Origin of the sequence: Klebsiella sp. GG_Kp146, assembly GCF_040061975.1 — a bacterium.
GTDB lineage: Bacteria > Pseudomonadota > Gammaproteobacteria > Enterobacterales > Enterobacteriaceae > Klebsiella > Klebsiella quasipneumoniae.
Genome location: NZ_JBEAHA010000012.1, coordinates 113027 through 139104, shown reverse-complemented (window position 1 = coordinate 139104; position 26078 = coordinate 113027). Strand labels below are relative to the sequence as shown.

The following is a 26078-nucleotide window of genomic DNA, read 5'->3' as shown; positions in this document are numbered from 1 at the left end:
GCAAAAAGCGGGGAATTCCCCGCTTTTTTTATACCCCTTTGATGAGCTGCTCTATCTCGAAGCGGTTGGTGACCTTGCTGTCGATTTTGATATACACCGAACGCTCCTCGGGCACCACCAGCGCCTGATGAACCCCGCTGGCGCTGAGCAGACGCGCCTGCAGCGCGCTGTCGACCACCACGCCGTCCGGTACCTCCACCCGCAGACTGCTGACGTAGGGCGGCTCGCTCATGGTGCTGGCCACCAGCAGCCACAGCATCGCCAGCAGCGCGCCCAGCAGAAACACGGTCTGTGAATCAAAGAAACCATCTACCCAGCCGCCAAGGGCGCCGCCAATCGCCACCCCGAGGAACTGGCTGGTGGAGTAGACGCCCATCGCGGTGCCTTTATAGCCCGCCGGCGACTCTTTGCTAATCAATGACGGCAGTAGCGCTTCCAGCAGGTTAAACGCCAGGAAGAAGAGCTGAACGCCCGCTACCAGCTCCCAGAAGTAGCCTCCGGCGCCCCAGAGGACAATTTCCGCAATCAGCAGGATGGCCACGCAGAGCAAAAAGACGCGCTTCATCTTGCGCTTCACTTCGGCGTAGATAATAAACGGCACCACCGAGATGAAGGAGATAACCATGGTGACCAGGTAAATCTTCCAGTGCTCGGCGGCCGGGAAGCCGGCGGCCTCCAGCTGTCCGGGCAGCGCGACAAACGTGGACATCAGCATGATGTGCAGGCACATGATGCCAAAGTTGAGCTTCAGCAGGCGCGGCTCCGCCAGCACCTTGCTAAAGCAGCCCTTCACCATCCCGGATTCGCGGTTAAGCACATGATTCTGGCTGTTGGGAACCACCCACAGGGTGAGCAGGATGCCGACGGTCGCCAGGATGGCGATCATCCAGAACAGGGCGTGCAGGCCCAGCTGATGGGTAATAATCGGCCCCAGCACCATGGCGATAGCGAAAGTGACGCCGAAGCTGACGCCAATAAACGCCATCGCTTTGGTGCGGTTCTGTTCGCGGGTGAGATCGGAGAGCAGGGCCATGACCGCGGCGGCGATGGCGCCGGAACCCTGCAGGGCGCGGCCAAGAATGATGCCCCAAATGGAGTCGGTGAGCGCGGCGATGACGCTGCCGAGCACGAAGATAAGCAGGCCGCCGACGATCAACGGCTTACGGCCAATACGGTCAGATAACAGTCCGAAGGGGATCTGGAACACCGCCTGCGCCAGACCGTAGATGCCGATCGCCAGGCCAATCAGCGCTTCACTGGCGCCCTGCAATGCCATGCCATACGTGGTCAGAACCGGCAGGACCATAAACATGCCAAGCATGCGCAGGGAGAATACCGTCCCCAAACCCCAGGTCGCGCGCAGTTCCCCTGGCGTCATTTTGTTATCGTTCATTACCACCTCAATATAAAAACTGCGCCTAGTGTAGCGGCGGGGGGTAAGAAGCGTAAATAAATGTTTGTTTAACAGATATTACGGGGCTGTTGCGCGATGCGACAAGTTGGTAAAAATCAATAAACCAGTGGAGGGGGACTCCACTGGCGAGGGGGAAAATTAAGGTAAAGTAAAGTCAACCCACTGGCTGCCGGCATCAGCCGATTTGACGCACTGCTCGACCCAGTAGACGCCGTGCAGCCCGGCTTCGACGTCCGGATACCAGAAGTCTTGCAGGAAGGCGCGATCGTCACGGTCCGTGGCGTCAATCGCCTGCGCATAGCGGCGATACAGGTTGGCCCAGGCTTCAAACAGCCCTTCCGGGTGGCCGCCGCCGATGCGATCGTCCGCCAGCGCGTTTGCGCTCAGGTAGGGCATCCCGCGTTCCAGAATGCGCGCTGGCTCGCCCTGCACCTCATAGCTGAGCTGGTTAGGATGCTCATCCCACCATTCGATACTCGCCTTTTCGCCGACGATGCGCACTTTTTGCGAGTGCATGGCGCCGCTGTTCACCGCGCTGGTCCACATCGAGCCAACCGCGCCGTTGTCATACTCCATCAGGACAAAGGCGTTATCTTCCAGCGGCGCGCGGGAGGGGACAAAGCTCTGGCGGGAGCACATCAGCCGTTTGATATTGAGCTGCGGCGCCATGGTTTCGGCGACAAACAGCGGATGGGTGGCCAGATCCCCCAGCACATAGCTGGGCCCGGCGAACTTCGGCGTTACGCGCCAGCGGGTGGATTCTGCCTGCAGCTCGACGGCCTGGTTATGAAAGCCGTGGGCGAACTGCATATTGACGATGCGGATCTCGCCGAGCAGCCCATCGGCAATCATCTGCCGCGCCTGCTGGATCATCTGATAGCCGGCGTAGCCGTAGGTGACGCCGACGATTTTGTTCTGTTTTTTGCTCAGGTCCACCAGCTCGCGCGCCTCTTCGGCGGTAAAGCAGAGGGGCTTTTCACAGATGACGTGGAGGCCCGCTTCCAGCGCCGCTTTGGTGATGGCGAAATGGGTATTATTCGGGGTGGTGACCGAGACGACCTCGATCCCGTCAGGACGGCGGGCTTCTTCACGAAACAGGGTCTGGTAGTCGGCGTAGCAGCGCTCCGGGGCGATGCCCAGCTGCTCACCGAACGCGCGCCCGCGCTCGGCATCGACGTCAAGCGCGCCGGCCAGCAGGGTGTAAACATTGTCACGCAGCGCCGCACAGCGGTGGCTGTAGCCGATCTGGCTGGTTCCCCCGCCGCCGACCATGCCCCAACGCAGGGAACGGGATAAGGGTTTCAGACCGTTTAACATGGTGCTCTCCTTTTTGAAATCATTCGCACTCTGAGGCGCTCAATGCCGACGCCTGCGGCAACGCGCATCCGGATAAACTGACCTAAACTTAAGGAAATGTTTGTTCTGTTTCAATTGTTATGTGGAATTTATTTTTCATATATGCGAAGGGGATCGAATAAGGAGAAGTTTATTTTCTGCTGGCTTGAAGAGAGGGGAGGGGAAACAACGGCAATGGGAGCAGGCCGGACGGTTGCGCAGCGCTTTTCGTTACACAGAAAGATGAAATAAATGTTCTTTTTAGCCGCAGTGCGCGGTGCAATCCGCAGATTGCACCGGAGGAAGAATACCGTATTACGCTCCGCGCACAGACGCGGGGGCTGGCGAAGCAGCGGGAGGATTACCCGCGGCGAAGATGCCCTTCGCCGCCAGGCCTGCGACGGTGAGGGCAGCCGGGATGCCGAGGATCAAAAAGACGCTTTCGAAGGGCAGGTTGAGCGCCATCATCTCAGCGCCGGCAAAGGCGCTGAGGATCGCGCCGATCCGCCCGACGCCGTGCATCCAGCTGGAGCCGGTCGCCCGCGCCTGCGTGGGGTAGTAACGGGCGGAGAGGGCGTTCATGCCCGTATTGGCGCCGTTCAGGCAGGCGCCGCTGATAAACGCCAGCATACAGAGCAAGGCAAAGCTGCCCGCGGCGTAGCCCATCGCCATGGTAAACAGACCGCCGACGGCGTAGATCATTCCCAGCGCGCGATGGGGATTGATGCGGTCCATCAGCCAGCCGGCAAACAGCGAGCCGAGTGTGCCTCCCGCCTGGTAGATCGCCGTCATAATGGCCGCCTGGCTGACGGTAAGCCCGACCTCCTTAACCAGCGTTGGCAGCCAGCTGCCGAGAATATAGACCAGGAACAGCCCCATAAAATAGACCAGCCATAGCATCAACGAGCCAAAGCCGTACTGGCGGGAGAGCACAATGCGCATCGCGTTGCCGGCCGCCGGCTGCGCCGGCAGGATAAACGTCACGTTGTCGCTGATTTGTCCGGGATAAAGACGATTAAGGATGGCGCGAATGCGCGCCGCTGGCGCTTGTTTGATCACCAGAAAACGAACCGATTCCGGCAACCGCCAGATAAGCAGGGGGGCAAACAGCAGCGGCAGAATGCCGCCGAGCGCCATCAGCGAGTGCCAGCCAAACTGCGGGATCAGCCATGATGCGGTGAATCCTCCGGCCGCCGCGCCGAAGGTGAAGCCGCAGAAGATGACGGTAATAATAAATGAGCGCTGGCGTTCCGGGGCGTATTCCGAAACCAGCGTCCCGATGTTCGGCATCGCGGCGCCCAGTCCAAGGCCGGTCATAAAGCGGAAGAAAATCATCTGCTCAATGTTGTGCGAGAAGGCGGTGGCGATGGTCCAGAAACCGAAGAAGAAGACGCTGTTGATGATGATCATTTTGCGTCCCAGCCAGTCGGCGAGCGGGCCAGAGAAAATAGCGCCCAGCGCGAGGCCGATCAGCGCGGCGCTGATCACCAGGCCCAGCTGGTGGTTGCTTACCCCCCACTCCAGCTTCAGCGTCGGGGCGATAAAGCCCATGATCGCGATATCAAACCCATCGAGAGCGATAACGCAAAAGCCGAGAAAAATAATCTGCTTTTGAAAGCGGCTCAGCGGGTTACGGTTAATTAACTCTCTGACATCCAGGCGTTGAGTCTGTGTCATAGCGGATTCCTTATGCGCAGGAGCGCAGGTAGGGCTGCGCGGCATTGAACAGTAATTGCGCCCGCTGGAGGGGCGGCAGGGCGCCCTGCTCGCCGTCGAGCGGCACCTCGAGGGAGACCGGCAGCGTCGCCGGCAGAGCCGACATCAGACCGTGCAGATCCAAACCGCCTTCCCCCGGCACGTTGCGCGCTGAGCGGGCCTGGCGGATGAGCTCCTGCTCGCTTTCCGGCCGCTGCGCCGCGCCATCGCAGAGCTGCATATAGTTCAGATGATGCGCGGGCAGGCTGGAGAGGGCGGCGAGCGATTCTCCCGCGCGCCAGAAATGAAGGGCGTCCACCAGGATGCCGATATCATCCCGCCCGCTGGCGGCGATCAGCGCCTGCGCATCGGCGATCGTGCGCAACTGGGTCCAGGGCATTGGCTCAAGGTTCATGGTCAGGCCAAACGGGCGACCGGCCGCGGCGAGAGTGGCCAGGTTGTCGGCGCTGCGCTGCAGGTTGTCGTCATTCCCGGCGACTAACACCTGCCCGGCGCCAAGCCGCGCGGCGGTCTCCATAAAGCGCTGCAGCCGATCGTCGAGGGTAAACCCCGGGCTCAGGCGGACGATCTCCACGTCCGAGACGCGGATGCCGGTTTCCATCAGCGCGGCCAGGGTCGCGCGGACGGCGGGGGTATCGCCCAGCATATCGTAGTCCGGGTCGGCGGGGGTGGCGGGCAGCAGCCGCAGACCCACGTGGGTAAAACCGGTTCTGGCCGCTATCCGCACCTGTTCGGGGGGAGAGACATCGAGCAGGCTCAGCGCGGCGAGCGATAGGGTACGCATGTTCATAAATGGCTCCGGTTCAGTTGCAGGTGAAGTTAGCCAGGGGTATTGCCGTCCCTGGTTTTTATTGCTTTGTTTTTATTGTGTTTTCTGCCAGTTTTTTGCCCACCAGGTAGCCGAAGGTCATCGCCGGCCCGAGGGTGATCCCTCCGCTGGGGTAATAGCCGCGCATCACGCTCGACATGTCGTTGCCGATGGCGAACAGGCCCGGTATCGGCTGCTGCTGCCCGTCCAGCACCCGAGCGTGTTCGTCGGTTTGCAATCCGCTGAAGGTGCCCAGCGAGCCGGGCAGAATGCGCACCGCGTAGAACGGCCCTTCGCGCAGCGGTCCGAGCGTCACCTGATGGTCACCCTGCGCGCGGTTATAGGCCGATGCGCCGCGGTGAAAATCGACGTCTTCACCGGTGCTGGCGAAGTGATTAAAGCGTTCAACGGTTTCCACCAGCGCATCGGTATCGATGGCGCAAAGTTTCGCCAGCTCGGCCAGGGTGTTTCCTCGCAGCAGATAGCCGGTTCGCAGCCAGGCGGTAGGGGTGAACGGGAAGGGCCTGGCGTGGCCCAGGCCATAGCGACGCAGCGCGCGCCGATCGGCCAGCAGCCAGGCCTGCGGCGTGTCGCCCGTGGGCGTCGCCGCCAGCAGGGCGGCGATAAAGTCGTGATAGGAGTCGGCCTCGTTAACAAAGCGTTTGCCGTTAGGCAGGACGGCGATCACCCCGGGCTTGGCTCGCTCCACCAGATGGGGAAACATCAGCTGCTGGCCGCTGGCGAGGGTGACGCGGGACACCGGCGCCCAGGCCAGCGGGTGGCGCAGGCGGGTATCGAACTGGCCGCCGACGGATTCGCCAAGGCGGATCCCCTCGCCCTGATTGTCAGGCGGCGCGGCGGAGAAATGGCCGTAGCCCTCCGCGGCGTGAGGCACCACCTGCGCCAGGCGCTGCCGATCGTGAGGAAAACCGCCGCAGGCCAGCACCACGGCGCCCGCTTCGACGTGCATCTCCCCGTCATCGCTGCGCAGCACCGCGCCGGACACGCCCTGCGGCCCCTGCAGCAGCCGAACCGCAGGCGCATTGAGTTGAAAGCGCACTCCGGCGTCGAGGGCGGATCGCAGCAGACGGGCGACCAGCGCATTGCCATTGACCAGATGCTGCCCCCGTCCGGCGCGCAGCCGCTGCCAGCCGTGGCGCAGCAGGCGGCGGGCGGCATACAGCGCGGAGCGCGGCGAGCGGGTGGCGTTAAAAAAATGCGCCATGTCCGCGCCGCCGGCGATGCCCATCCCGGCCAGGCTGATGGTTTCCAGCGGCGGGCGCAGTCGGTGGAGCCAGTCGCCGAGCAGGCGGCCATCGTAGGGCTGAGCGGTCACCGACCGCCCACCGTTCGCCGCGCCCGGCGACGCGTGAAAGTCCGGCATAGCGCTGCCCGACAGAAACTTCACCGCCGTCCGCTGATGAAAAAAATCCACCATTTCCGGCCCGTGACGCAGGAAGGTCTGCAGCCGTTCGTCGGCGGCTTCGCCCCCCATCTCATGCTGCAGATAGGTCAGCGGAGCATCGGCCGCTTCGTCGATTCCCTCCGCCCGCGCCAGCGGGTTGCGGGGGATCCACAGCCAGCCGCCGGACCAGGCGCTGGTTCCGCCGAGCACTGACGCCTTCTCCGCCACCATGACGCTGGCGCCGTGCATTGCCGCGGTGACCGCGGCAGAGAGTCCCGCCGCGCCGGAGCCGACCACCAGCACATCTACCTTCACAGGCCCGCTCATGATGGACTCCTTACTGCAATGGTGAAAAAGCAGTGGGGCGCATCAGCACCGACTCGAGGCGCTCCACGGCGGCCAGTTCGCGATTTTTCCGCGAGAAGGTCTGCCAGCGCTCGTCCTGGGCCATCCGCGCGCGGCGTACCAGGCGATCGTCCAGGCTTTCGTAAGCCCAGATGTGCACTACCTGATTGACCACGCCGATCTCGGTAAAAAAGAAGCCGATCAGTTTGCCGAGATGGTCAGTTTGCACCGCCAGGGCATCGCTTTGGTACAGCGCCAGCCAGTCGGCCATTTTCAGCGGATTGATGGTGTAGGTGCGTTTTTCGTAGATCATGATGTTTTCCTGATTAGTGGGTGGCGGGTTGCGCCAGATGGCAGGCGGCGAGGTAGCCAAACGTCAGCCCCGGGCCAAGGGTGATGCCGGGACCCGGGTAGGTGCCGGCCATCAGCGAATCCATGTCGTTTCCCACCGCGTACAGCCCCGCGATAGGCTTTCCTTCGGCGTTGACGACCTGGGCATCGGCGGTGGTGACCAGACCCCGGGAAGTCCCCAGATCGCCGGTATAGAGTTTGATGGCATAGAACGGCGCGCTGAGCAGGGGAGCGTTGCAGGCGTCAGGGTGATGGCCCGGATCGCCCATCGCCCGGTTATAGCTGTTGCCGCCTTTGGCAAACTCACGGTCCACGCCCTGCGCGGCGTCACGATTGTAGCGGGCGACCGTCTCGCTCAGGGTGTGGGCATCCAGCCCAAGCTGCTGCGCCAGCGCGGCCAGGGTGTCGGCTTTGTGCAGATAGCCGGCGGCGATCAGGGCGTCATTGTTCACCGGCGCCGGGCGCGCCAGCCCGAGGCCGTAACGCTTCATCGCCTGAGCGTCGCACAGTAAAAAGCAGGGGGCATTCTCCGCGGCACGCTGCATCGCGCTGGCAAAATGGTGATAGGAGCTGGACTCATTAACGAAGCGTACCGCCCGCTGATTGACGGCAATCACGCCCGGCTTGGCCCGGTCGGTCACCAGGTGGGGGAAGCGCTCCTCGCTGCCGTCGGCCCGGGTCAGCACCGATACCGGCGCCCAGAAAAAGTTGGATGCCCGATCGGCTCCCTCGCGAGCGTTAAGCGCCGCCGCGAGAAGCAGCGCGGCGCCATCATTGGCCGGCGGCGACATGGTGAAGTGCTCTCGGGTGTCAGGCCGATAGCGCGCCGCCAGCGCGCCAGCGGCAAAACCGCCAGCGGCCAGCACCACTCCTCGCCGGGCGTGCAGCGTCTCTCTTTGCCCCTGACACTCGATCTCTACCCCGGTGACCGCGCCTTGCGCTTCGCGCAGCGCCAGAACATTGACATTCAGCCGCAGGCTCATGCCTTTACGCAGCGCCGTGGTCGCCATGCGGGCAATCAGCGCATTGCCCATCGCCAGGCGGGTGCCGCGAGGGTATGTCACCCGGTCGCGGGCGTAGCGCAGCAGCAGTCGGGTGCAATGGGCCAGGGAGCGCAGCGAGCGACGCATATCGAGAAAATGTTGAATGTCGACGCGGTTGACCATCATTCCGCCAAACAGCAGCATCCCCGGCGGCGGCGAGCGCAGGTCGCGAAACGCGTCCCCCAGTTCACGGCCGTCATACTCCACCACCTCCAGCGCCCGACCGACGTCGACGGCGCCGGGCTCATCCGGATAGTAATCAGGTGAGAGTGGGCGCAGGCTATATTTCACCGCCCCCTCGCGCTCCAGAAAGGCGAGGGCCTCTCGCCCGGCGCTGATAAACGCCTCGGCGATATCTTCGCGGTAGTGGGCCTCGCCGATAATGGTTCGCAGATAGGTTTTGATCGCTTCGGCGCTACCGCTTTTGCCCGCGGCGCGCGCCTGGTCAGTATCGTGCAGCCACACGGCGCCGCCAGAGATGGCCGAGGTGCCGCCGAACTGACCGGCTTTCTCCAGCATCAGCACCGACAGCCCTTTGCAGCAGGCGGTGACCGCGGCGGCAAAGCCAGCGGCGCCGCTGCCGATGACGATCACATCCCAGCTCTTCATGCCGCCGCTCCCTGCGCCGGCGGGATGGCGCCGATAAACTGGCCCATCAGCGTCATCTGCGCCAGCGCCATTTCCGGCCCGGTCTGTACCCGGCAGCCGCGGGCGGCGGCGAAGGTGAGCAACGGCGTCATCACCGGGGCGGTGACAACGTCAGCCACGTGGGTGGCGCTGTCGAGCGTCTCCAGCAGCGCCTGCGGCAGGGGCAGCGCATCAAATCCGGCCATGCCGGCCGGCGAGCCGTTGACCAGCAGATCGACGCCGTGCAGGGTGTCCGGCAGCGCGCTCAGTCGCACCGCCGGAAAGGCTTCAGCCAGAAGGTCGTGCAGGCGTTGCCGGGTGGCGGGGTTTTGATCGTGCAGAGCCAGCTGACGGAGCCCCGCCTCGCACAATCCCCAGGCGATGGCGCTGCCGACGCCGCCGCAACCGGAGAGCAGCGCCTGCTTACCTGCCGGCTGAAAACCCTGTGCCTCGGCGGCGAGCAGAAAGCCGACGCCGTCCAGCATATCGCCCTGTAACCGGCCATCCGCCAGCTTGCGGATCACATTGATGGCGTTGAGTCGGCGGGCGCGCGGCGTAAGCTCGTCGACCAGCGCGGCGGCGCGTTGTTTATGCGGCACCGTCACCAGCACGCCGCTCATGTTCTGCCAGCCGCGCAGGGCGTTGAGGTAGGCGGCCACCGCGTCCGGGGCGATATCCACCGGGATCATGACGCTGTCCATGTGCTGTTCGGCAAAGTAGCGGTTGAAGTTATCCGGTGATTTCACCTGGGCGATCGGATGACCAATCACGGCGACAACCTGGGTAGTTCCACTGACCATTGCAAACCTCATTTGTTAAATGAATGTTGTGAAAGTATTTCAGTGGAAGCTGGGAGCGACAACGCAGAATTCGGACATGTCGGTTGTTAATCGCACGATTGCTGCGATAATCGCAGGAAATCGATAATGATGTTGCAAAAATGTGAGCGAATATGCAAAACACCATTCATCCTCGCGATCTGATCGTCGGTTTACAAAAAGGGTTGGCGCTCATCCAGCTTTTTTCTAAAACCTGCCCAAAGCTCACCGTCGCTCAGGCGGCGAAAATGAGCGGCCTGACGCAAAGCGCGGCACGACGTTTTCTGTTGACGCTGCTGCATGAGCGCTATTTGCAAACCGATGGGCGCTATTACTGGCTTACCCCGAAGACGCTGCGGCTTGGTCAGGCCTACGTCGATTCGGCGCAGTTTCCCCGCATGGTGCGGCCGATTGTCGAATACATCGCCAGCCGGACCGAGGAGCACGCCTCGGTGGGGGTGGTGGATGAAGATGAGCTGGTCTATATCGCCCGCAGCCGTCACACGCCATTTAACTCCACGTCGGTTCGGCTTGGGGAGCGGGTGCCCATCTTTTGTACCGCCGGGGGGCGGTTATGGCTGGCTTCGCTGCCGGAAGCAGAGTGTGAAGCGGTTCTACAGCGCATTACCCGGGAACAACGCACGCCTTATACGGTGACCGACGTCGCGTCGTTGATGGAGAAGATTGCCCAGGTGCGGCGTCAGGGGTATGCCACTATCGAGCAGGAGTTTGAGATTGGTATGCTGGTGCTGGCGGTACCGTTAACCGACAGGGAAGGGACCTGGTGGGGAGCGTTAAGTCTGACCAGTCATCAATCGCGGACTTCGCTGGACGCGTTATGCCGCGACCACCTTGATCTGCTCTATAGCGCGCAGGCGATGCTGGTGGGTTAAACAGGGCAGCCGATGCGCTGCCCTCGGCGAGACGTCGCTTAGGCTGACGCTTTGTTGAGGAAGCTGCTCCAGTCGCTGGCGGCGTTATCGACAAAGGTGTTCCAGCTGGTGCCGGCGGTATTGACGAAGCTACCCCAGTTTTCCTTACCGGTGGTCACAAAGGTTTCCCAGTTTGTCTGACCGGTCAGGAAGGAACCAAACGCCATCGCGCTGTCGCCAACGAATGAGGCGAAGGCGGTACCGGAGGTGAGGACAAACGAGGTGAAGCCGACGGCAGAGTTGGCGACAAAGCTGGCGAAGCCGTTGGCCGCACCGAACAGGTTAAAGCCGCCGGAGATGTACGCCATTTCGTTCAGTGTTAATTCTTTCATTGCGATTCCTTGTAGTGAATATTTCCCAAACGGGGGTAAACCCGAGGCGAAAAGTAGCATCGCGGGCGCGTGCGGCGCGAGCGATACCCGGTTAGCACAAGCTCATTTTTTCCTCATTTTTTGGGCGTGAGATAGCGAAACCGATGCGGGGGAGGGGAGGGGAAGTATGAAATGAGAAAGGAACCAATTTGTAACAGAAAAGAAAAAGCCCCGACAAAACGGGGCTTTATATCGTACTGGAGAGCGAGATTATCTCACGTAAGCCAGCAGGCTATGTGAATCCGGCACCATAAAGTCAACGGACATCATCACGGACAGCGCAGTGATGGCGACGATGGAAAAGACGAACAGCTTGCGCGCCCAGACTTTGTCATCTGCCACTTTGTAGCCACGCAGCGCCATGCCCAGCCACCAGACGCTGACCGCTGCCGCCACGACCAGGTATTTATACCCGGCGTAGCCGCCCAGCGAGAGCATCAGGGTCGCAACGGCAAAGGCGACGATGTACAGCGTAATATGGTTTTTGGCGACCGAAATGCCTTTCACCACCGGCAGCACCGGAATATTCGCCGCCTGATAATCCTTGAAGCGGAAAATCGCGATGGCGTAGGAGTGAGGCATCTGCCACAGGCTAAAGATAGCCAGCAGGATCGCCGCACCGCTGTCGAAATCACCGGTGACCGCGCAGTAGCCAATCACCGGCGGCGCTGCGCCGGAGAGTGAGCCAATCAGCGTGCCGTAGACAGAGTGGCGTTTCATGTACAGGCTGTAGACGCCGACATAAACCACGAACCCCATCACCCCCAGCCAGCAGGCCAGCGGATTTGCGCCGAACCACAGCAGCATAAAGCCAGCAATACCCAGCAAGGTGGCGTACACCAGCGAAGCTTCTGGCGAGATCAGCCCTTTGACCAGCACCCGGTTTTTCGTCCGTTCCATCTTACGATCGATGTCCCGGTCGATGTAGTTGTTGAATACACAACCCGAGGCGACCACCAGGGATACTCCAAGGAGCGTCCAGACGAACAGCGGATAGTCGATGTGGCCTTTGGAGGCCAGCAGGAAACCGCCGATCACGGAGATCAGGTTGCCAAAAATAATGCCTGGTTTCGTAACTTGCAGGTATTGCTTAAACATACTCGCCGCTCTTAGTGCATCATCATGTTGTAGTTCAGGTTCCACATAATCCAGATGGAGCCGACAACCACGATCGCAATGATGATTACGGTGAAGATAAATGCGGTCAGGTTCCAGCCTTCATCGGACTTGCTGTTCATATGCAGGAAGTACACGAGGTGTACCACGATCTGCACCACAGCGGTCACCAGAATGGTGCCAAGGATAACCGCATGCGAGGCGGAGCCACTCATCACCATGGCGAACGGAATGACCGTCAGGATGATGGACAGGATAAATCCTGTCATGTAGCTCTTCACGCTGCCGTGAGAAGCGCCGCTATGATCGGTAGAATGACTCATTACATCGCCCCCATCAGATAGACAACCGAGAACACGCAGATCCACACGACGTCCAGGAAGTGCCAGAACAGGCTCAGGCACAGGATACGCGTGCGGTTAGTGCTGGTCAGGCCACGACGTGAAACCTGGAACATCAGCACCGCCATCCAGATAAGGCCAGAGGTCACGTGCAGACCGTGGGTGCCGACCAGCGCGAAGAACGCGGACAGGAAGCCACTACGATCCGGACCAAAGCCTTCCATGATCAGGTGATGGAATTCATAGATTTCCATCCCGATAAATCCGGCGCCAAACAGCCAGGTCAACGCCAGCCAGGAAACCACCTGGCTCTTGTTGTTTTTGTACATGGCGATAGCCGCCATGCCGTAGGTGATGGAGCTGAACAGCAGCAGTGCGGTTTCAACCAGAACGAACGGCAGTTCGAAAATATCTTTGCCAGTCGGTCCGCCGGCCGTGCCGTTCACCAGAACGGCATAGGTAGCAAACAGCGTAGCGAAGATAATGCAGTCGCTCATCAGGTAGATCCAGAAACCGAATACCTTCATCGGTCCTGTATCATGGTGCCCGTGTTCATGCGCGTGGGCAGTATGCGCAAGAGTATCAGTTGCCATTTTTCAGCCCTGCTTTGTTAATCTCATCGAAATGCTGTTTTTCCAGTTTTTCGACTTCTGCAACCGGTACGTAGTAATCCACGTCCTCGTCAAAGCTCTTAATAATCCAGGTCGCTACGATGCCGATGAAGCTGGCGATCGCCATCCACCAGATATGCCAGATCATGGCGAAACCAAATACCGTCGCGAAGGCGGCAATGACGATGCCGGCGCCGCTGTTTTTCGGCATATGAATTTCTTCATAGTGAGCAGGCTGTTTGTACGCTTCACCTTTCTCTTTCATTTCCCAGAAGGCGTCACGCTCGTGAACCTGAGGAACGATAGCGAAGTTGTAGAACGGCGGTGGAGAAGAGGTTGCCCACTCCAGCGTACGGCCACCCCACGGGTCACCGGTCAGGTCACGGTTCTGATCGCGGTCGCGAATAGAGACGTAGAACTGAATCAGCTGGCACAGGATACCGCAGGCGATCAGCGCCGCACCGCAAGCTGCAACAACCAGCATCGGGTGGAACTGCGGATCGATCTGCTGGCTCAGACGACGGGTCATCCCCATGAAGCCCAGCACGTACAGCGGCATAAACGCCACGAAGAAGCCGATGATCCAGAACCAGAAAGCGCGTTTGCCCCAGGTTTCGTTCAGGGTGAAGCCAAAGGCTTTCGGCCACCAGTAGGTCAGACCTGCGAAGCAACCGAATACCACGCCGCCGATGATAACGTTATGGAAGTGCGCGATCAGGAACAGGCTGTTGTGCAGAACGAAGTCCGCGCCCGGTACCGCCAGCAGCACGCCGGTCATCCCACCTACGGAGAAGGTCACGATAAAGCCGATAGTCCACATCATCGCTGAGTTGAAGACGATGCGACCCTGATACATGGTGAACAGCCAGTTGAAGATCTTAACCCCGGTCGGGATCGCGATAATCATGGTGGTAATACCGAAGAAGGCGTTTACGTTTGCGCCGGCACCCATGGTGAAGAAGTGGTGCAGCCAAACGATGAACGACAGAACGGTAATACAGACGGTTGCCCACACCAGAGAGGTGTAACCGAACAGACGCTTACGCGAGAAGGTCGCGGCGATTTCGGAGAAGACCCCGAACACCGGCAGAACCAGGATGTACACTTCCGGGTGACCCCAGGCCCAAATCAGGTTGATGTACATCATCATGTTGCCACCCATATCGTTGGTAAAGAAATGGGTGCCCAGGTAACGATCCAGGGTCAGCAGCGCGATGGTGACGGTCAGAATTGGGAAAGAGGCGATAATCAGGATGTTAGCGCACAGAGATGCCCAGGAGAATACCGGCATCTTGAACATGGTCATGCCCGGGGCGCGCATCTTGATAATGGTCACGAAGAAGTTAATACCGGTCAGGGTAGTACCGATACCGGAGAGCTGCAGCGCCCAAATCCAGTAGTCGACCCCTACGCCAGGACTGTACTCAATTCCCGACAGCGGCGGATAGGCCAGCCAACCGGTCTGCGCGAACTCACCGACGCCCAGAGACAGGTTAACCAGAATCACGCCCACAACGGTGAACCAGAAGCTCAGGTTGTTGAGGAACGGGAAGGCTACGTCGCGTGCGCCGAGCTGAAGCGGAACCACCAGGTTCATCAGACCGATAACGAACGGCATCGCCACGAAGAAGATCATGATAACGCCGTGGGCGGTAAAGATCTGATCGTAGTGATGAGGCGGCAGGAAGCCTGCTTCCCCGGCCGAGGCCAGCACCTGCTGGCTACGCATCATGATGGCGTCAGCAAAGCCACGCAGCAGCATGACGATTGCCACGATAACGTACATGATACCGAGACGTTTGTGGTCGACAGAGGTCAGCCACTCGTTCCATAGGTAGGACCACTTACCGAAGTAAGTGATGGCCGCCAGAAGCGCCAGTCCCCCAATGATAATCGCAGCCACCGTTACCACGATAATAGGTTCGTGGTAGGGCACTGCATCCAGTGTAAGTTTTCCGAACATCGTTTTCTTCCTCGGCCCCTTAGTGAGCGGTTTCCGCGTGGCTCATGTCCATGCCTTCCATCCCGTCGTGAGCGGCATGCTCGCCTTCAGGTTTGGACATGTTCATGCTCTCGTGAGACATGAATTTGTTCACAACATCTTTGAACAGATCCGGCTTCACGTTAGAGAAGTATTCCACTTTGTTATATTCGCTAGGCACAGCCACTTTCTCGAACGCGGCCATAGAGTCCATAGCGTTCGGAGACTGTTTCGCTTTTTCAACCCACTGATCGAAAGTTGCACGATCCGGGGTAGCAATCGCTTTGAACTTCATACCAGAGAAGCCCGGGCCACTGTAGCTAGCGGAGATACCGTCATAAGTACCAGCTTCGTCAGCAATGAGGTGCAGCTGAGTCTGCATCCCGGCCATTGCGTAGATCTGGCTGCCTAAGCGCGGAATAAAGAACGAGTTCATCACCGAGTTAGAGGTCACTTTGAAGTGTACCGGTACGTTCGCCGGGAAGGCGATTTCGTTAACGGTAGCAATACCCTGTTCCGGATAGATAAAGAACCATTTCCAGTCCATCGATACGACTTCGATGGTGATTGGTTTCTCGTCATGGACAAGCGGTTTGCTTGGCTCCAGTGCGTGAGTGGTTTTCCAGGTCAGAACGGCCAGGAACAGGATGATCAGAATAGGTACCGTCCAGACCACAGCTTCCACTTTATTGGAGTGTGACCAGTTCGGGCTATACTTCGCATCTTTATTGCTCGCGCGATACTTCCAGGCAAATCCTACTGCCATCAAGACGGCGGGAATAACGACAATCATCATCAGGCCGAAGGCCGTCAGAATCAAAGAGCGTTGCTCCAGTCCAATCTGTCCTTTTGGGTCAAGGAGTGCAGAATCACAACCACTGAGTAATACAGTACCTGCGATTAATGACATCCATCCCAAACTTTTATTGTATTTCCTGAGTCTCATTGAACGACCTCAATTCCACGGGATCTGGTGGCGTTTAAAGTGTACGGGCATTTTACGGTAAGGTTGCATTACTGTAAACATGATTGGATCTCTGTCAGTTCTGTGTTAGCGGCTTCTGCTTGCTTTGTCACATATGTTACGTAGTGTTACGTAATCGCTTGCAAAGCCTGATTTTCGTGGGATCGATAACGAAAGGGATAAGAAAAGGAGTGCTTAGCGGCGAATGGGCATAACCACCCAAAAATTAGAACAATTGTTTAACATTTAATTATCAAATAAAAGACATTGTGGAAACGTAAAATAAAATCGGCTTAGCTGAATCGGTTAAATTATTTAAAGAATCGAATAAAAACTGTCAATAATTTCCAGAAAACAAAAACGCACAAAACAACAAATAGCGCGGCGGGCAATATAAAAGCGTTAATAAGCCGTTATAATTACGTTTCGTAATTACAACGGCTAATAATGATGCAGCGTCCTTAAATCAGGTGGGTTTTACGCAGCGCCAGGTAGTCGAGCAGGCCGCCGAGCAAAATACCGCCAACGGCCGTCAGCGCGGCAACCTCCAGCAGGCCGGACAGGAAGCTGAACGACGTATAATCCAGCGCGTTGAGGATCAGCAGACCCAGCCATACCGCCAGCAGCAGGCAGCCCAGCGTCAGGATCCCCAGCGCCAGCGCATAGGCCTGCGGGTATTCGCGACGCGGTATAAAGCTTGCCGTGCGTTGGGTATGCTCGAGCGTTTGCCGGCACAGCAGCAGCAGCGCGATCCCCGGCACCGCCGCGACCACAGAGAAGAGATAGAAGGTGGACCAGCCGTGGGCCTCGACGAACCAGCCGGCGATCGGCCCGACGTACACGCGGCCAACCGCGGACAGCGCCGAGAGCAGCGCGAACTGGGTGGCGGAGAACGACTTGTTGCACAGCGTCATCAGCAGCGACACAAACGCCGCCGTGCCCATTCCCCCGCACAGGTTCTCAAAGAATACCGCGGTCGCCATGGAATAGAGGTGCTTATCGGTAATCGACAGCAGCCAGTAGCCGGCGTTGGAGACCCCCTGCAGCAGACCGAAGATCAGCAGCGCCCGGAACAGCGTCAACCGCTGCATCAGGACGCCGCCGTACAGGGCGCCGAGAATGGTGGCGAACAGGCCTAAGGTTTTGTTCACCATCCCCACTTCACCGGCGTCAAAACCGACGCCGCGGATGAGAAAGGTGGTGGTCAGGCTCATGGCAAACGCATCGCCAAGCTTATAAAGAACGATGAGCAACAGAATAAGCCAGGCGTTGTTACGGCCGAAAAAATCACGCAGCGGCGCAACCACCGCCTGCTCCAGCGATCGGGGAACCGGGATGACGTCGCTCGGCTCGGGCGCCAGCAGCGTGGCGATGATGCAGGGCACCAGCAGCGCCGCCATCAGCCAGTACATGCCCTGCCAGCCGAGATAGCGGTCGGCGAGCCACAGGGCCAGACCGCCGGAGACCAGCATCCCGAGGCGATAGCCCAGCACGCTGATCGCGGCGCCGGCGCCGCGCTCTTCCGCCGGCAGAACGTCGGTTTTCCAGGCGTCAAAGACAATATCCTGCGACGCTGAACAGAAGGCGATCACCACCGCCAGCGCCGCCATCCAGCGCAGCTGGGAGACGGGTTCAAGAAAGCCCATCGCCGCGATGGCCAACAGGAGCAGGATCTGGGTGGTGACCAGCCAGCCGCGACGGCGCCCGAGAAACGGCGGCGTGTAGCGGTCCATCAGCGGGGACCAGAGGAATTTAAAGACATAGGCCTGGCCGACAAGCGAGAAAAAACCGATCGTTTTCAGATCGATGTTTTCCACCGTCATCCAGGCCTGCAGGGTACCGGAGGTGAGGGCCAGCGGCAGACCGGAGGCGAAGCCGAGGATCAGCAAAATCGCTGATTTAGGCTGCTGAAAAATGCGTAAGTAGTGACTGGACATAGCATAAAGCACGAACCCGGCGGAGGCCGGGTTCGTGGTGGCATTAACGCGCGTTTTGCTTGATGAAATCGTGAATGCTGGTGTCCTGCGCCATATCGGCGATGGTATCGGTCAGGACGCTGTTGACGGCATCAGCGATGTTTTTGTTCGAGGCCTGGAAGGCACCTTCAACCGAGTAGCTGGCGCGGTAGTTTTTGGTCATCTTCGTGCCGTTTGCCGCGGTGGCGATGATGGCGATATCGGCTTTGGTGGCGATGTTGTAGCGCACGTTGCCCTGGGAGACGTCAGCGTAGAGTTTGTTGACGATGATCTGCAGATCGACTGCGCCGTTCGGGCCAATCATGTAGCCGCGCGCGGTCATTTGTTTCTCCAGCACTTCCTGCAGCAGGAAGCGCAGATCGCGGGAGGCGGTAAGGGTGACCTGTTGGTTGTCGCGCGTCACTTTCGCCAGCGCCTGGTCCGGACGCTGGTCGGCGCCGTTGATGCTGACGGTCACGCCCATCAGGCTCGGATCCTGCTGCGGCAGCGTGATTTTCGGCGATACTTCAATGGTGGTCGGCGGCGTGGCGCATCCTGCCAGCATAAACATGGCGACCAACGGGAAAAGGATCTTCTTAAGCATGTTCAGGTCTCAACGCATGGTGTTGTTATAAGGAAAATTACCGCCATCATAGCATTGCCAACGGCAAGGGGAAGTGGCAACGCGTGTAAATCCATCGCCCTGGCGGTTTTCTGAGCGCCCCGCTACGTTTAATCGCTCTTTCCCCGGCGGATCTGGCGACCAGAGCCAGTAAACGTGATACTTTTGAATGAAAATATCAGAACAATGCTAATTTTTTGTTGTTTTCTCCTAATGGAAGCGGTAAAAGCGGCTAACATTTAAAAGGAGTGGCGGCATCTCAGCGTTGTCGGAGGAGAAAATTCATGATGATACGTGAACAGATCGAAGCAAAACTTAGAGCAGCGTTCGACCCGATGTATCTCGAAGTCGTGGATGAAAGTTATCGTCACAACGTCCCTGCGGGCTCTGAAAGTCATTTTAAAGTGGTGTTAGTGAGCGATCGCTTCACTGGCGAGCGTTTCCTTAATCGCCACCGTATGATCTACGGCACGCTAACCGAGGAGCTGTCGAATACGGTGCACGCCCTGGCGTTGCACACCTACACGATTAAAGAATGGGAAGCGCTACAGGATACGGTTTTCGCCTCGCCGCCATGCCGCGGCGCGGGGAGCATCGCCTAGAAATCCTATTTGCAACCGCTGGCGCTTTTCCAGTATGTTGCTTGCAGATTTAGCAAAAACGGCCTACGGGCCGTTTTGTTTTGCCTGGAAAATGCGCAAAGTCAGCGCTTTTGCGGACAAAATTGAGCGGGAAATGTGAAAAATGCCGCAGCACCAGGCGACAACCGTTCTCGACTCACAAAAGTGATGCCGCTATAATGCCGCGTCTTATATATGAATGTCTTCGGGATGATTCTGACGACAGGGAATGTGTTTCTGATTTGAAGAGGGCATCCCGGTTCTGCGAAGCCACCTACACGCGCTTCCAGAGTTGACCGAGCACTGTGATTTTTTTGAGGTAACAAGATGCAAGTTTCAGTTGAAACCACTCAGGGCCTTGGGCGCCGTGTAACGATTACTATCGCCGCTGACAGCATCGAGAATGCTGTCAAAAGCGAGCTGGTCAACGTAGCGAAAAAAGTTCGCATTGACGGCTTCCGTAAAGGCAAAGTGCCGATGAATGTTGTTGCTCAGCGTTATGGCGCATCCGTTCGCCAGGACGTGCTGGGCGACCTGATGAGCCGTCATTTCGTTGACGCGATCATCAAAGAAAAAATCAATCCGGCCGGCGCGCCGAACTACGTTCCGGGCGAATACAAACTGGGCGAAGACTTCACCTACGCGGTAGAGTTCGAAGTGTACCCGGAAGTTGAACTGCAGGGTCTGGAAGCGATCGAAGTAGAAAAACCGGTTGTTGAAGTGACCGACGCTGACGTTGACACCATGCTGGAAACCCTGCGCAAGCAGCAGGCCACCTGGAAAGACAAAGAAGGCGCAGTTGACGCTGAAGATCGCGTAACCATCGACTTCACCGGTTCCGTAGACGGCGAAGAGTTCGAAGGCGGCAAAGCGTCTGACTTCGTACTGGCGATGGGTCAGGGTCGTATGATCCCGGGCTTCGAAGACGGTATCAAAGGCCACAAAGCGGGTGACGAGTTCACCATCGACGTGACCTTCCCGGAAGAGTACCACGCTGAAAACCTGAAAGGTAAAGCGGCTAAGTTCGTTATCAACCTGAAGAAAGTTGAAGAACGTGAACTGCCGGAGCTGACCGAAGAATTCATCAAACGTTTCGGCGTGGAAGATGGTTCCGTCGCTGGCCTGCGCGCTGAAGTGCGTAAAAACATGGAACGCGAGCTGAAAGGCGCTGTGCGTAACCGCGTGAAGTCTCAGGCTATCGAAGGTCTGGTTAAAGCTAACGAAATCGACGTTCCGGCGGCCCTGATCGACAGCGAAATCGACGTGCTGCGTCGCCAGGCTGCTCAGCGTTTCGGTGGCAACGAGAAACAGGCTCTGGAACTGCCGCGTGAGCTGTTCGAAGAGCAGGCTAAACGCCGCGTAGTGGTTGGCCTGCTGCTGGGCGAAGTGATTCGCACCAACGAGCTGAAAGCTGACGAAGAGCGCGTGAAAGGCCTGATCGAAGAGATGGCTTCTGCTTACGAAGATCCGTCAGAAGTGGTTGAGTTCTACAGCAAGAACAAAGAGCTGATGGACAACATGCGCAACGTGGCGCTGGAAGAGCAGGCTGTTGAAGCCGTGCTGGCGAAAGCCAAAGTGTCTGAAAAAGCCACTTCCTTCAACGAACTGATGAACCAGCAGGCGTAATTTCGCCGCGATGGTGTAAGGTTCGGGCAAAAACCCGTTGCCGAAAGGCGGCGGGTTTTTTTTTAGGATAATGCCAGCCTCAGGCACGGTGCTAAAACGCATTTACCATGATAGCGTTACAGCAAAAGCTTGTTATGCTTGAAATATGGCAACGCCATCCCCATTACCGGGGGAGGCAACTGCATCCGCAATTGCACGCGTGTTGAAGAGGCGGTGACGCGTTCAGCGGATAGAAACTGTGGCTGATAATCCGTCCGTAAGGTTACAATCAGTGCAGCAGGTATTTTAAAATTACTCCAGGAGACGGAAATGTCATACAGTGGCGAACGAGACAACTTTGCACCCCATATGGCCCTGGTGCCGATGGTCATTGAACAGACCTCACGCGGTGAACGTTCTTTTGATATCTACTCCCGTCTGCTTAAGGAACGCGTCATTTTTCTGACCGGCCAGGTCGAAGACCACATGGCAAACCTGATCGTGGCGCAGATGCTGTTTCTGGAAGCGGAAAACCCGGAAAAAGACATTTACCTGTACATTAACTCTCCGGGCGGGGTGATCACCGCCGGGATGTCGATCTATGACACCATGCAGTTCATCAAGCCGGACGTCAGCACCATCTGTATGGGACAGGCCGCGTCCATGGGCGCGTTCCTGTTGACCGCCGGGGCGAAGGGCAAGCGTTTCTGCCTGCCGAACTCCCGCGTGATGATCCACCAGCCGCTGGGCGGCTATCAGGGGCAGGCGACGGATATTGAGATCCACGCCCGTGAAATCCTGAAGGTGAAAGGACGGATGAATGAGCTGATGGCGCATCATACCGGCCAGTCTCTTGAGCAGATTGAGCGTGACACCGAGCGTGACCGCTTCCTCTCTGCTGCGGAAGCCGTGGAGTACGGACTGGTCGACTCTATTTTGACCCATCGTAATTGATGCCCGAGGCGCAAGGGTGCCGCTTTACGCTGCATCCTTCTCGCCACGTCTGCTAAGCGGTTGGCATTTTTCCGGAGGCTTGCCGGGCAGGCAGGCGGCCGGTAGCTTCGCTACCGCCTCGATGTAGCGCGAAGGATTTTGTGTATATACTAATGAAGGGCGGCACAACGCTATATGGCGGCTTGCGCCTGAGAATGGCATTTGCGTCGTCGTGTGCGGCACAAAGAACTTAAAAAGAGGTTTGGACTCATGACAGATAAACGCAAAGATGGATCGGGCAAATTGTTGTATTGCTCTTTTTGCGGCAAAAGCCAGCATGAAGTGCGTAAGCTGATCGCCGGGCCATCCGTGTATATCTGCGACGAATGCGTTGATTTATGTAACGACATCATTCGCGAAGAGATTAAAGAAGTTGCGCCGCACCGCGAGCGCAGCGCGCTGCCGACGCCGCACGAGATTCGCCACCACCTTGATGACTACGTCATCGGTCAGGAACAGGCGAAAAAAGTGTTGGCGGTCGCGGTATACAACCACTACAAACGTCTGCGCAATGGCGATACCAGCAATGGCGTAGAGCTGGGTAAAAGTAACATTCTGCTGATCGGGCCGACCGGCTCCGGTAAAACGCTGCTGGCGGAAACGCTGGCGCGCCTGCTGGATGTGCCGTTTACCATGGCGGACGCCACCACCCTGACCGAAGCCGGTTATGTGGGTGAGGACGTCGAAAATATCATTCAGAAACTGCTGCAGAAGTGCGACTACGACGTGCAGAAAGCGCAGCGCGGCATCGTCTATATCGACGAAATCGACAAAATTTCGCGTAAATCCGACAACCCGTCGATTACCCGCGACGTCTCCGGCGAAGGCGTGCAGCAGGCGCTGCTGAAGCTTATCGAAGGCACCGTCGCCGCCGTTCCGCCGCAGGGCGGGCGTAAACACCCGCAGCAGGAGTTCCTGCAGGTTGATACCTCCAAGATCCTGTTTATCTGCGGCGGCGCGTTTGCCGGTCTGGATAAAGTGATTTCCCACCGTGTGGAAACCGGCTCCGGCATTGGTTTTGGCGCGACGGTTAAAGCGAAGTCCGACAAAGCGAGCGAAGGCGAACTGCTGGCCCAGGTCGAGCCGGAAGATCTGATCAAGTTTGGTTTGATTCCGGAATTCATTGGCCGTCTGCCGGTAGTGGCGACCCTGAACGAGCTGAGCGAAGAAGCGCTGATCCAGATCCTGAAAGAGCCGAAAAACGCCCTGACCAAGCAGTATCAGGCGCTGTTTAGCCTGGAAGGCGCAGAGCTTGAATTCCGCGACGAAGCGCTGGATGCCATCGCCAAGAAAGCGATGGCGCGTAAAACCGGCGCCCGTGGCCTGCGTTCCATTGTGGAAGCGGCGCTGCTGGACACCATGTATGACCTGCCTTCGATGGAAGATGTCGAAAAAGTGGTCATTGATGAGTCGGTTATCGCCGGGCAGAGCAAACCGTTGCTGATCTACGGCAAACCGGAAGCTCAGCAGGCATCTGGCGAATAATTAGCCATTTCACTCAAGCAGTTAACAAAAAGGGGGGATTTTATCTCCCCTTTTATTTTTCCTGCATTCCCGCCGTTGAATGTGTGGAATACATCCCCATATACTGGATTACATATTAACGACGATGCAGTGGAGTGTGGCGTCGTCGGCTACCTGGCGGACTTTAAACTAAGAGAGAGCTCTATGAATCCTGAGCGTTCTGAACGCATTGAAATCCCCGTATTGCCGTTGCGCGATGTGGTGGTTTATCCGCACATGGTCATACCCCTGTTCGTAGGGCGGGAAAAATCTATCCGTTGCCTCGAAGCGGCCATGGACCATGATAAAAAAATCATGCTGGTTGCGCAGAAAGAAGCGTCGACGGATGAGCCGGGTGTAAACGATCTTTTCACCGTTGGAACCGTGGCGTCTATTTTGCAGATGCTGAAGCTGCCGGACGGCACCGTGAAGGTGCTGGTCGAAGGGCTACAGCGTGCACGCATTTCTGCGCTGTCTGATAATGGCGAACATTTCTCGGCGAAAGCGGAGTATCTCGACTCGCCGGCGATTGACGAACGTGAGCAGGAAGTGCTGGTTCGTACCGCTATCAGCCAGTTTGAAGGCTATATCAAGCTGAATAAAAAGATCCCACCGGAAGTGCTGACGTCGCTGAACAGCATCGACGATCCGGCGCGCCTGGCGGATACCATCGCGGCGCATATGCCGCTGAAGCTGGCGGACAAGCAGTCCGTGCTGGAGATGTCCGACGTCAACGAACGTCTGGAATATCTGATGGCGATGATGGAATCGGAAATCGATCTGCTGCAGGTTGAGAAGCGCATTCGCAACCGCGTCAAAAAGCAGATGGAGAAATCCCAGCGCGAGTACTATCTGAACGAGCAAATGAAAGCGATTCAGAAAGAACTCGGCGAGATGGACGACGCCCCGGACGAAAACGAAGCGCTGAAGCGCAAGATCGACGCGGCGAAAATGCCGAAAGAGGCGAAAGAGAAAACCGAAGCGGAACTGCAGAAGCTGAAGATGATGTCGCCGATGTCTGCGGAAGCGACCGTCGTGCGTGGCTACATCGACTGGATGGTGCAGGTGCCGTGGAATGCGCGCAGTAAGGTCAAGAAAGACCTGCGTCAGGCCCAGGAGATCCTCGATACCGATCACTATGGTCTGGAGCGCGTGAAGGACCGCATCCTTGAGTATCTCGCGGTGCAGAGCCGGGTCAACAAAATCAAGGGGCCGATCCTCTGCCTGGTGGGACCGCCGGGGGTAGGTAAAACCTCATTGGGTCAATCTATCGCCAAAGCGACCGGCCGGAAATACGTCCGCATGGCGCTGGGCGGCGTGCGCGATGAAGCGGAAATTCGCGGTCATCGTCGGACCTATATTGGCTCGATGCCGGGCAAACTGATCCAGAAAATGGCGAAAGTGGGGGTGAAAAACCCGCTGTTCCTGCTGGATGAGATCGACAAAATGTCTTCCGACATGCGCGGCGACCCGGCTTCCGCGTTGCTTGAGGTGCTGGATCCGGAACAGAACGTGGCCTTTAACGACCACTATCTGGAAGTGGATTACGATCTCAGCGACGTGATGTTCGTGGCGACGTCCAACTCCATGAACATTCCGGCGCCGCTGCTGGACCGTATGGAAGTGATTCGCCTCTCGGGTTACACCGAAGATGAAAAACTGAACATCGCCAAGCGTCACCTGCTGCCGAAGCAGATCGAACGCAACGCGCTGAAGAAAGGCGAACTGACCGTCGACGATAGCGCCATTATCGGCATTATTCGTTACTACACCCGTGAAGCGGGCGTTCGTAGCCTGGAGCGTGAAATCTCCAAGCTGTGCCGTAAGGCCGTTAAGCAGCTGTTGCTGGATAAAACGCTGAAACACATCGAAATTAACGGTGAGAATCTGCATGATTATCTCGGCGTACAGCGCTTCGACTATGGTCGCGCCGATAGTGAGAACCGCGTCGGTCAGGTGACCGGTCTGGCGTGGACGGAAGTGGGCGGCGATCTGCTGACCATCGAAACCGCCTGCGTACCGGGTAAAGGCAAACTGACCTACACCGGCTCGCTGGGCGAGGTGATGCAGGAGTCGATTCAGGCTGCGCTGACCGTGGTACGTTCGCGGGCGGACAAGCTGGGCATTAACGCCGACTTCTACGAGAAGCGTGATATTCACGTCCACGTACCGGAAGGGGCGACGCCGAAGGATGGCCCGAGCGCGGGTATCGCCATGTGTACGGCGCTGGTCTCCTGCCTGACCGGCAACCCGGTACGCGCCGATGTGGCGATGACCGGGGAGATTACGCTGCGTGGTCAGGTGCTGCCGATCGGCGGTTTGAAGGAAAAACTGCTGGCGGCGCATCGCGGCGGTATTAAGACTGTTCTGATTCCTGATGAGAACAAACGCGACCTAGAAGAAATTCCGGATAACGTTATCGCCGATTTGGATATCCATCCGGTGAAACGAATCGAGGAAGTTCTGACACTTGCGCTGCAGAACGAACCGTTCGGCATGCAGGTTGTGACCGCGAAATAGTGATTCTGCGCAAATTGCGCTAATAAAAATAGGGCTGGTAAGTCATTTCGGACTTGCCAGCCTTTTTTTGTGTAGCTAACTT

22 protein-coding genes are annotated in these 26078 nt (G+C 58.0%); 6 read left to right on the top strand and 16 right to left on the bottom strand.

Going from position 1 to position 26078, the window contains the following annotated elements:
* Nucleotides 1-28: 28 nt before the first annotated feature.
* The 8 genes from ABLU95_RS13990 to ABLU95_RS13955 all read right to left on the bottom strand — a co-directional run bounded on the left by ABLU95_RS13990 (nucleotide 29) and on the right by ABLU95_RS13955 (nucleotide 9844).
* Nucleotides 29-1393, bottom strand: a complete 1365-nt coding sequence (locus ABLU95_RS13990) for an MFS transporter (RefSeq protein WP_023288603.1) — start codon at nucleotides 1391-1393, stop codon at nucleotides 29-31.
* 159 nt (nucleotides 1394-1552) lie between these two features.
* Complete coding sequence (locus ABLU95_RS13985; RefSeq protein ID WP_023288604.1) at nucleotides 1553-2731, bottom strand: Gfo/Idh/MocA family oxidoreductase; 1179 nt, start codon at nucleotides 2729-2731, stop codon at nucleotides 1553-1555.
* 333 nt (nucleotides 2732-3064) lie between these two features.
* Nucleotides 3065-4426, bottom strand: a complete 1362-nt coding sequence (locus ABLU95_RS13980; RefSeq protein WP_348879790.1) for an aromatic acid/H+ symport family MFS transporter — start codon at nucleotides 4424-4426, stop codon at nucleotides 3065-3067.
* 10 nt (nucleotides 4427-4436) lie between these two features.
* The gene (locus ABLU95_RS13975) at nucleotides 4437-5255 is read right to left on the bottom strand and encodes a TIM barrel protein (protein WP_348879788.1); all 819 of its coding nucleotides are present in this window, start codon (nucleotides 5253-5255) and stop codon (nucleotides 4437-4439) included.
* A 58-nt stretch (nucleotides 5256-5313) separates the two neighbouring features.
* Nucleotides 5314-7005, bottom strand: coding sequence for an FAD-dependent oxidoreductase (locus tag ABLU95_RS13970; RefSeq protein ID WP_348879786.1), 1692 nt, complete (start codon nucleotides 7003-7005; stop codon nucleotides 5314-5316).
* 10 nt (nucleotides 7006-7015) lie between these two features.
* Nucleotides 7016-7336 carry an NIPSNAP family protein gene (locus ABLU95_RS13965; RefSeq protein WP_004204812.1) on the bottom strand — a complete coding sequence of 107 codons (321 nt, stop codon included), beginning with the start codon at nucleotides 7334-7336 and terminating at the stop codon, nucleotides 7016-7018.
* A 13-nt stretch (nucleotides 7337-7349) separates the two neighbouring features.
* The gene (locus tag ABLU95_RS13960; protein WP_348879783.1) at nucleotides 7350-9026 is read right to left on the bottom strand and encodes an FAD-dependent oxidoreductase; all 1677 of its coding nucleotides are present in this window, start codon (nucleotides 9024-9026) and stop codon (nucleotides 7350-7352) included.
* Entirely contained in the window at nucleotides 9023-9844 is an 822-nt protein-coding gene (locus ABLU95_RS13955) for a shikimate dehydrogenase (RefSeq protein ID WP_044521259.1), read from the bottom strand. Before ABLU95_RS13955 ends, ABLU95_RS13960 begins: the two co-directional genes overlap by 4 nt.
* A gap of 152 nt (nucleotides 9845-9996) precedes the next feature.
* Between ABLU95_RS13955 and ABLU95_RS13950 the strand changes: the two genes are divergently transcribed.
* The gene (locus tag ABLU95_RS13950) at nucleotides 9997-10755 is read left to right on the top strand and encodes an IclR family transcriptional regulator C-terminal domain-containing protein (RefSeq protein WP_023288610.1); all 759 of its coding nucleotides are present in this window, start codon (nucleotides 9997-9999) and stop codon (nucleotides 10753-10755) included.
* 38 nt (nucleotides 10756-10793) lie between these two features.
* On the opposite strand, the gene ABLU95_RS13945 is transcribed toward ABLU95_RS13950, so the two are convergent.
* From ABLU95_RS13945 to ABLU95_RS13910, 8 genes are all read right to left on the bottom strand, one after another.
* Nucleotides 10794-11126, bottom strand: coding sequence for a hypothetical protein (locus tag ABLU95_RS13945; RefSeq protein ID WP_101978165.1), 333 nt, complete (start codon nucleotides 11124-11126; stop codon nucleotides 10794-10796).
* Between the two features lie 249 nt (nucleotides 11127-11375).
* The gene (cyoE, locus tag ABLU95_RS13940; RefSeq protein WP_002891629.1) at nucleotides 11376-12263 is read right to left on the bottom strand and encodes a heme o synthase; all 888 of its coding nucleotides are present in this window, start codon (nucleotides 12261-12263) and stop codon (nucleotides 11376-11378) included.
* A gap of 11 nt (nucleotides 12264-12274) precedes the next feature.
* The gene (locus ABLU95_RS13935) at nucleotides 12275-12604 is read right to left on the bottom strand and encodes a cytochrome o ubiquinol oxidase subunit IV (RefSeq protein WP_002891634.1); all 330 of its coding nucleotides are present in this window, start codon (nucleotides 12602-12604) and stop codon (nucleotides 12275-12277) included.
* The gene (locus ABLU95_RS13930; RefSeq protein ID WP_002891635.1) at nucleotides 12604-13215 is read right to left on the bottom strand and encodes a cytochrome o ubiquinol oxidase subunit III; all 612 of its coding nucleotides are present in this window, start codon (nucleotides 13213-13215) and stop codon (nucleotides 12604-12606) included. The genes ABLU95_RS13935 and ABLU95_RS13930 overlap by 1 nt, the downstream gene beginning before the upstream one ends.
* A complete protein-coding gene (gene cyoB, locus ABLU95_RS13925; protein WP_004204804.1) occupies nucleotides 13205-15196 on the bottom strand; it encodes a cytochrome o ubiquinol oxidase subunit I in 1992 nt (663 codons plus the stop codon). The genes ABLU95_RS13930 and cyoB overlap by 11 nt, the downstream gene beginning before the upstream one ends.
* 19 nt (nucleotides 15197-15215) lie before the next feature.
* Entirely contained in the window at nucleotides 15216-16160 is a 945-nt protein-coding gene (gene cyoA, locus ABLU95_RS13920) for a cytochrome o ubiquinol oxidase subunit II (protein WP_004204802.1), read from the bottom strand.
* 479 nt (nucleotides 16161-16639) lie between these two features.
* Entirely contained in the window at nucleotides 16640-18115 is a 1476-nt protein-coding gene (gene ampG / locus ABLU95_RS13915; protein ID WP_348879780.1) for a muropeptide MFS transporter AmpG, read from the bottom strand.
* Between the two features lie 43 nt (nucleotides 18116-18158).
* Nucleotides 18159-18737: a lipoprotein gene (locus ABLU95_RS13910; RefSeq protein ID WP_004204800.1), complete on the bottom strand. Its 579-nt coding sequence runs from the start codon at nucleotides 18735-18737 to the stop codon at nucleotides 18159-18161.
* Nucleotides 18738-19039: 302 nt separating this feature from the next.
* On the opposite strand from ABLU95_RS13910, the gene bolA reads away from it, so the two are divergent.
* From bolA to lon, 5 genes are all read left to right on the top strand, one after another.
* Nucleotides 19040-19357: a transcriptional regulator BolA gene (gene bolA, locus ABLU95_RS13905; RefSeq protein WP_002891649.1), complete on the top strand. Its 318-nt coding sequence runs from the start codon at nucleotides 19040-19042 to the stop codon at nucleotides 19355-19357.
* A 345-nt stretch (nucleotides 19358-19702) separates the two neighbouring features.
* Nucleotides 19703-21001: a trigger factor gene (gene tig, locus ABLU95_RS13900; protein WP_023288613.1), complete on the top strand. Its 1299-nt coding sequence runs from the start codon at nucleotides 19703-19705 to the stop codon at nucleotides 20999-21001.
* A 309-nt stretch (nucleotides 21002-21310) separates the two neighbouring features.
* Complete coding sequence (gene clpP, locus ABLU95_RS13895; protein WP_002891804.1) at nucleotides 21311-21934, top strand: ATP-dependent Clp endopeptidase proteolytic subunit ClpP; 624 nt, start codon at nucleotides 21311-21313, stop codon at nucleotides 21932-21934.
* 249 nt (nucleotides 21935-22183) lie between these two features.
* Complete coding sequence (clpX, locus tag ABLU95_RS13890; protein ID WP_002891807.1) at nucleotides 22184-23458, top strand: ATP-dependent protease ATP-binding subunit ClpX; 1275 nt, start codon at nucleotides 22184-22186, stop codon at nucleotides 23456-23458.
* Nucleotides 23459-23641: 183 nt separating this feature from the next.
* Nucleotides 23642-25996, top strand: a complete 2355-nt coding sequence (gene lon / locus ABLU95_RS13885) for an endopeptidase La (RefSeq protein WP_023288614.1) — start codon at nucleotides 23642-23644, stop codon at nucleotides 25994-25996.
* The last annotated feature ends 82 nt before the right edge of the window (nucleotides 25997-26078 follow it).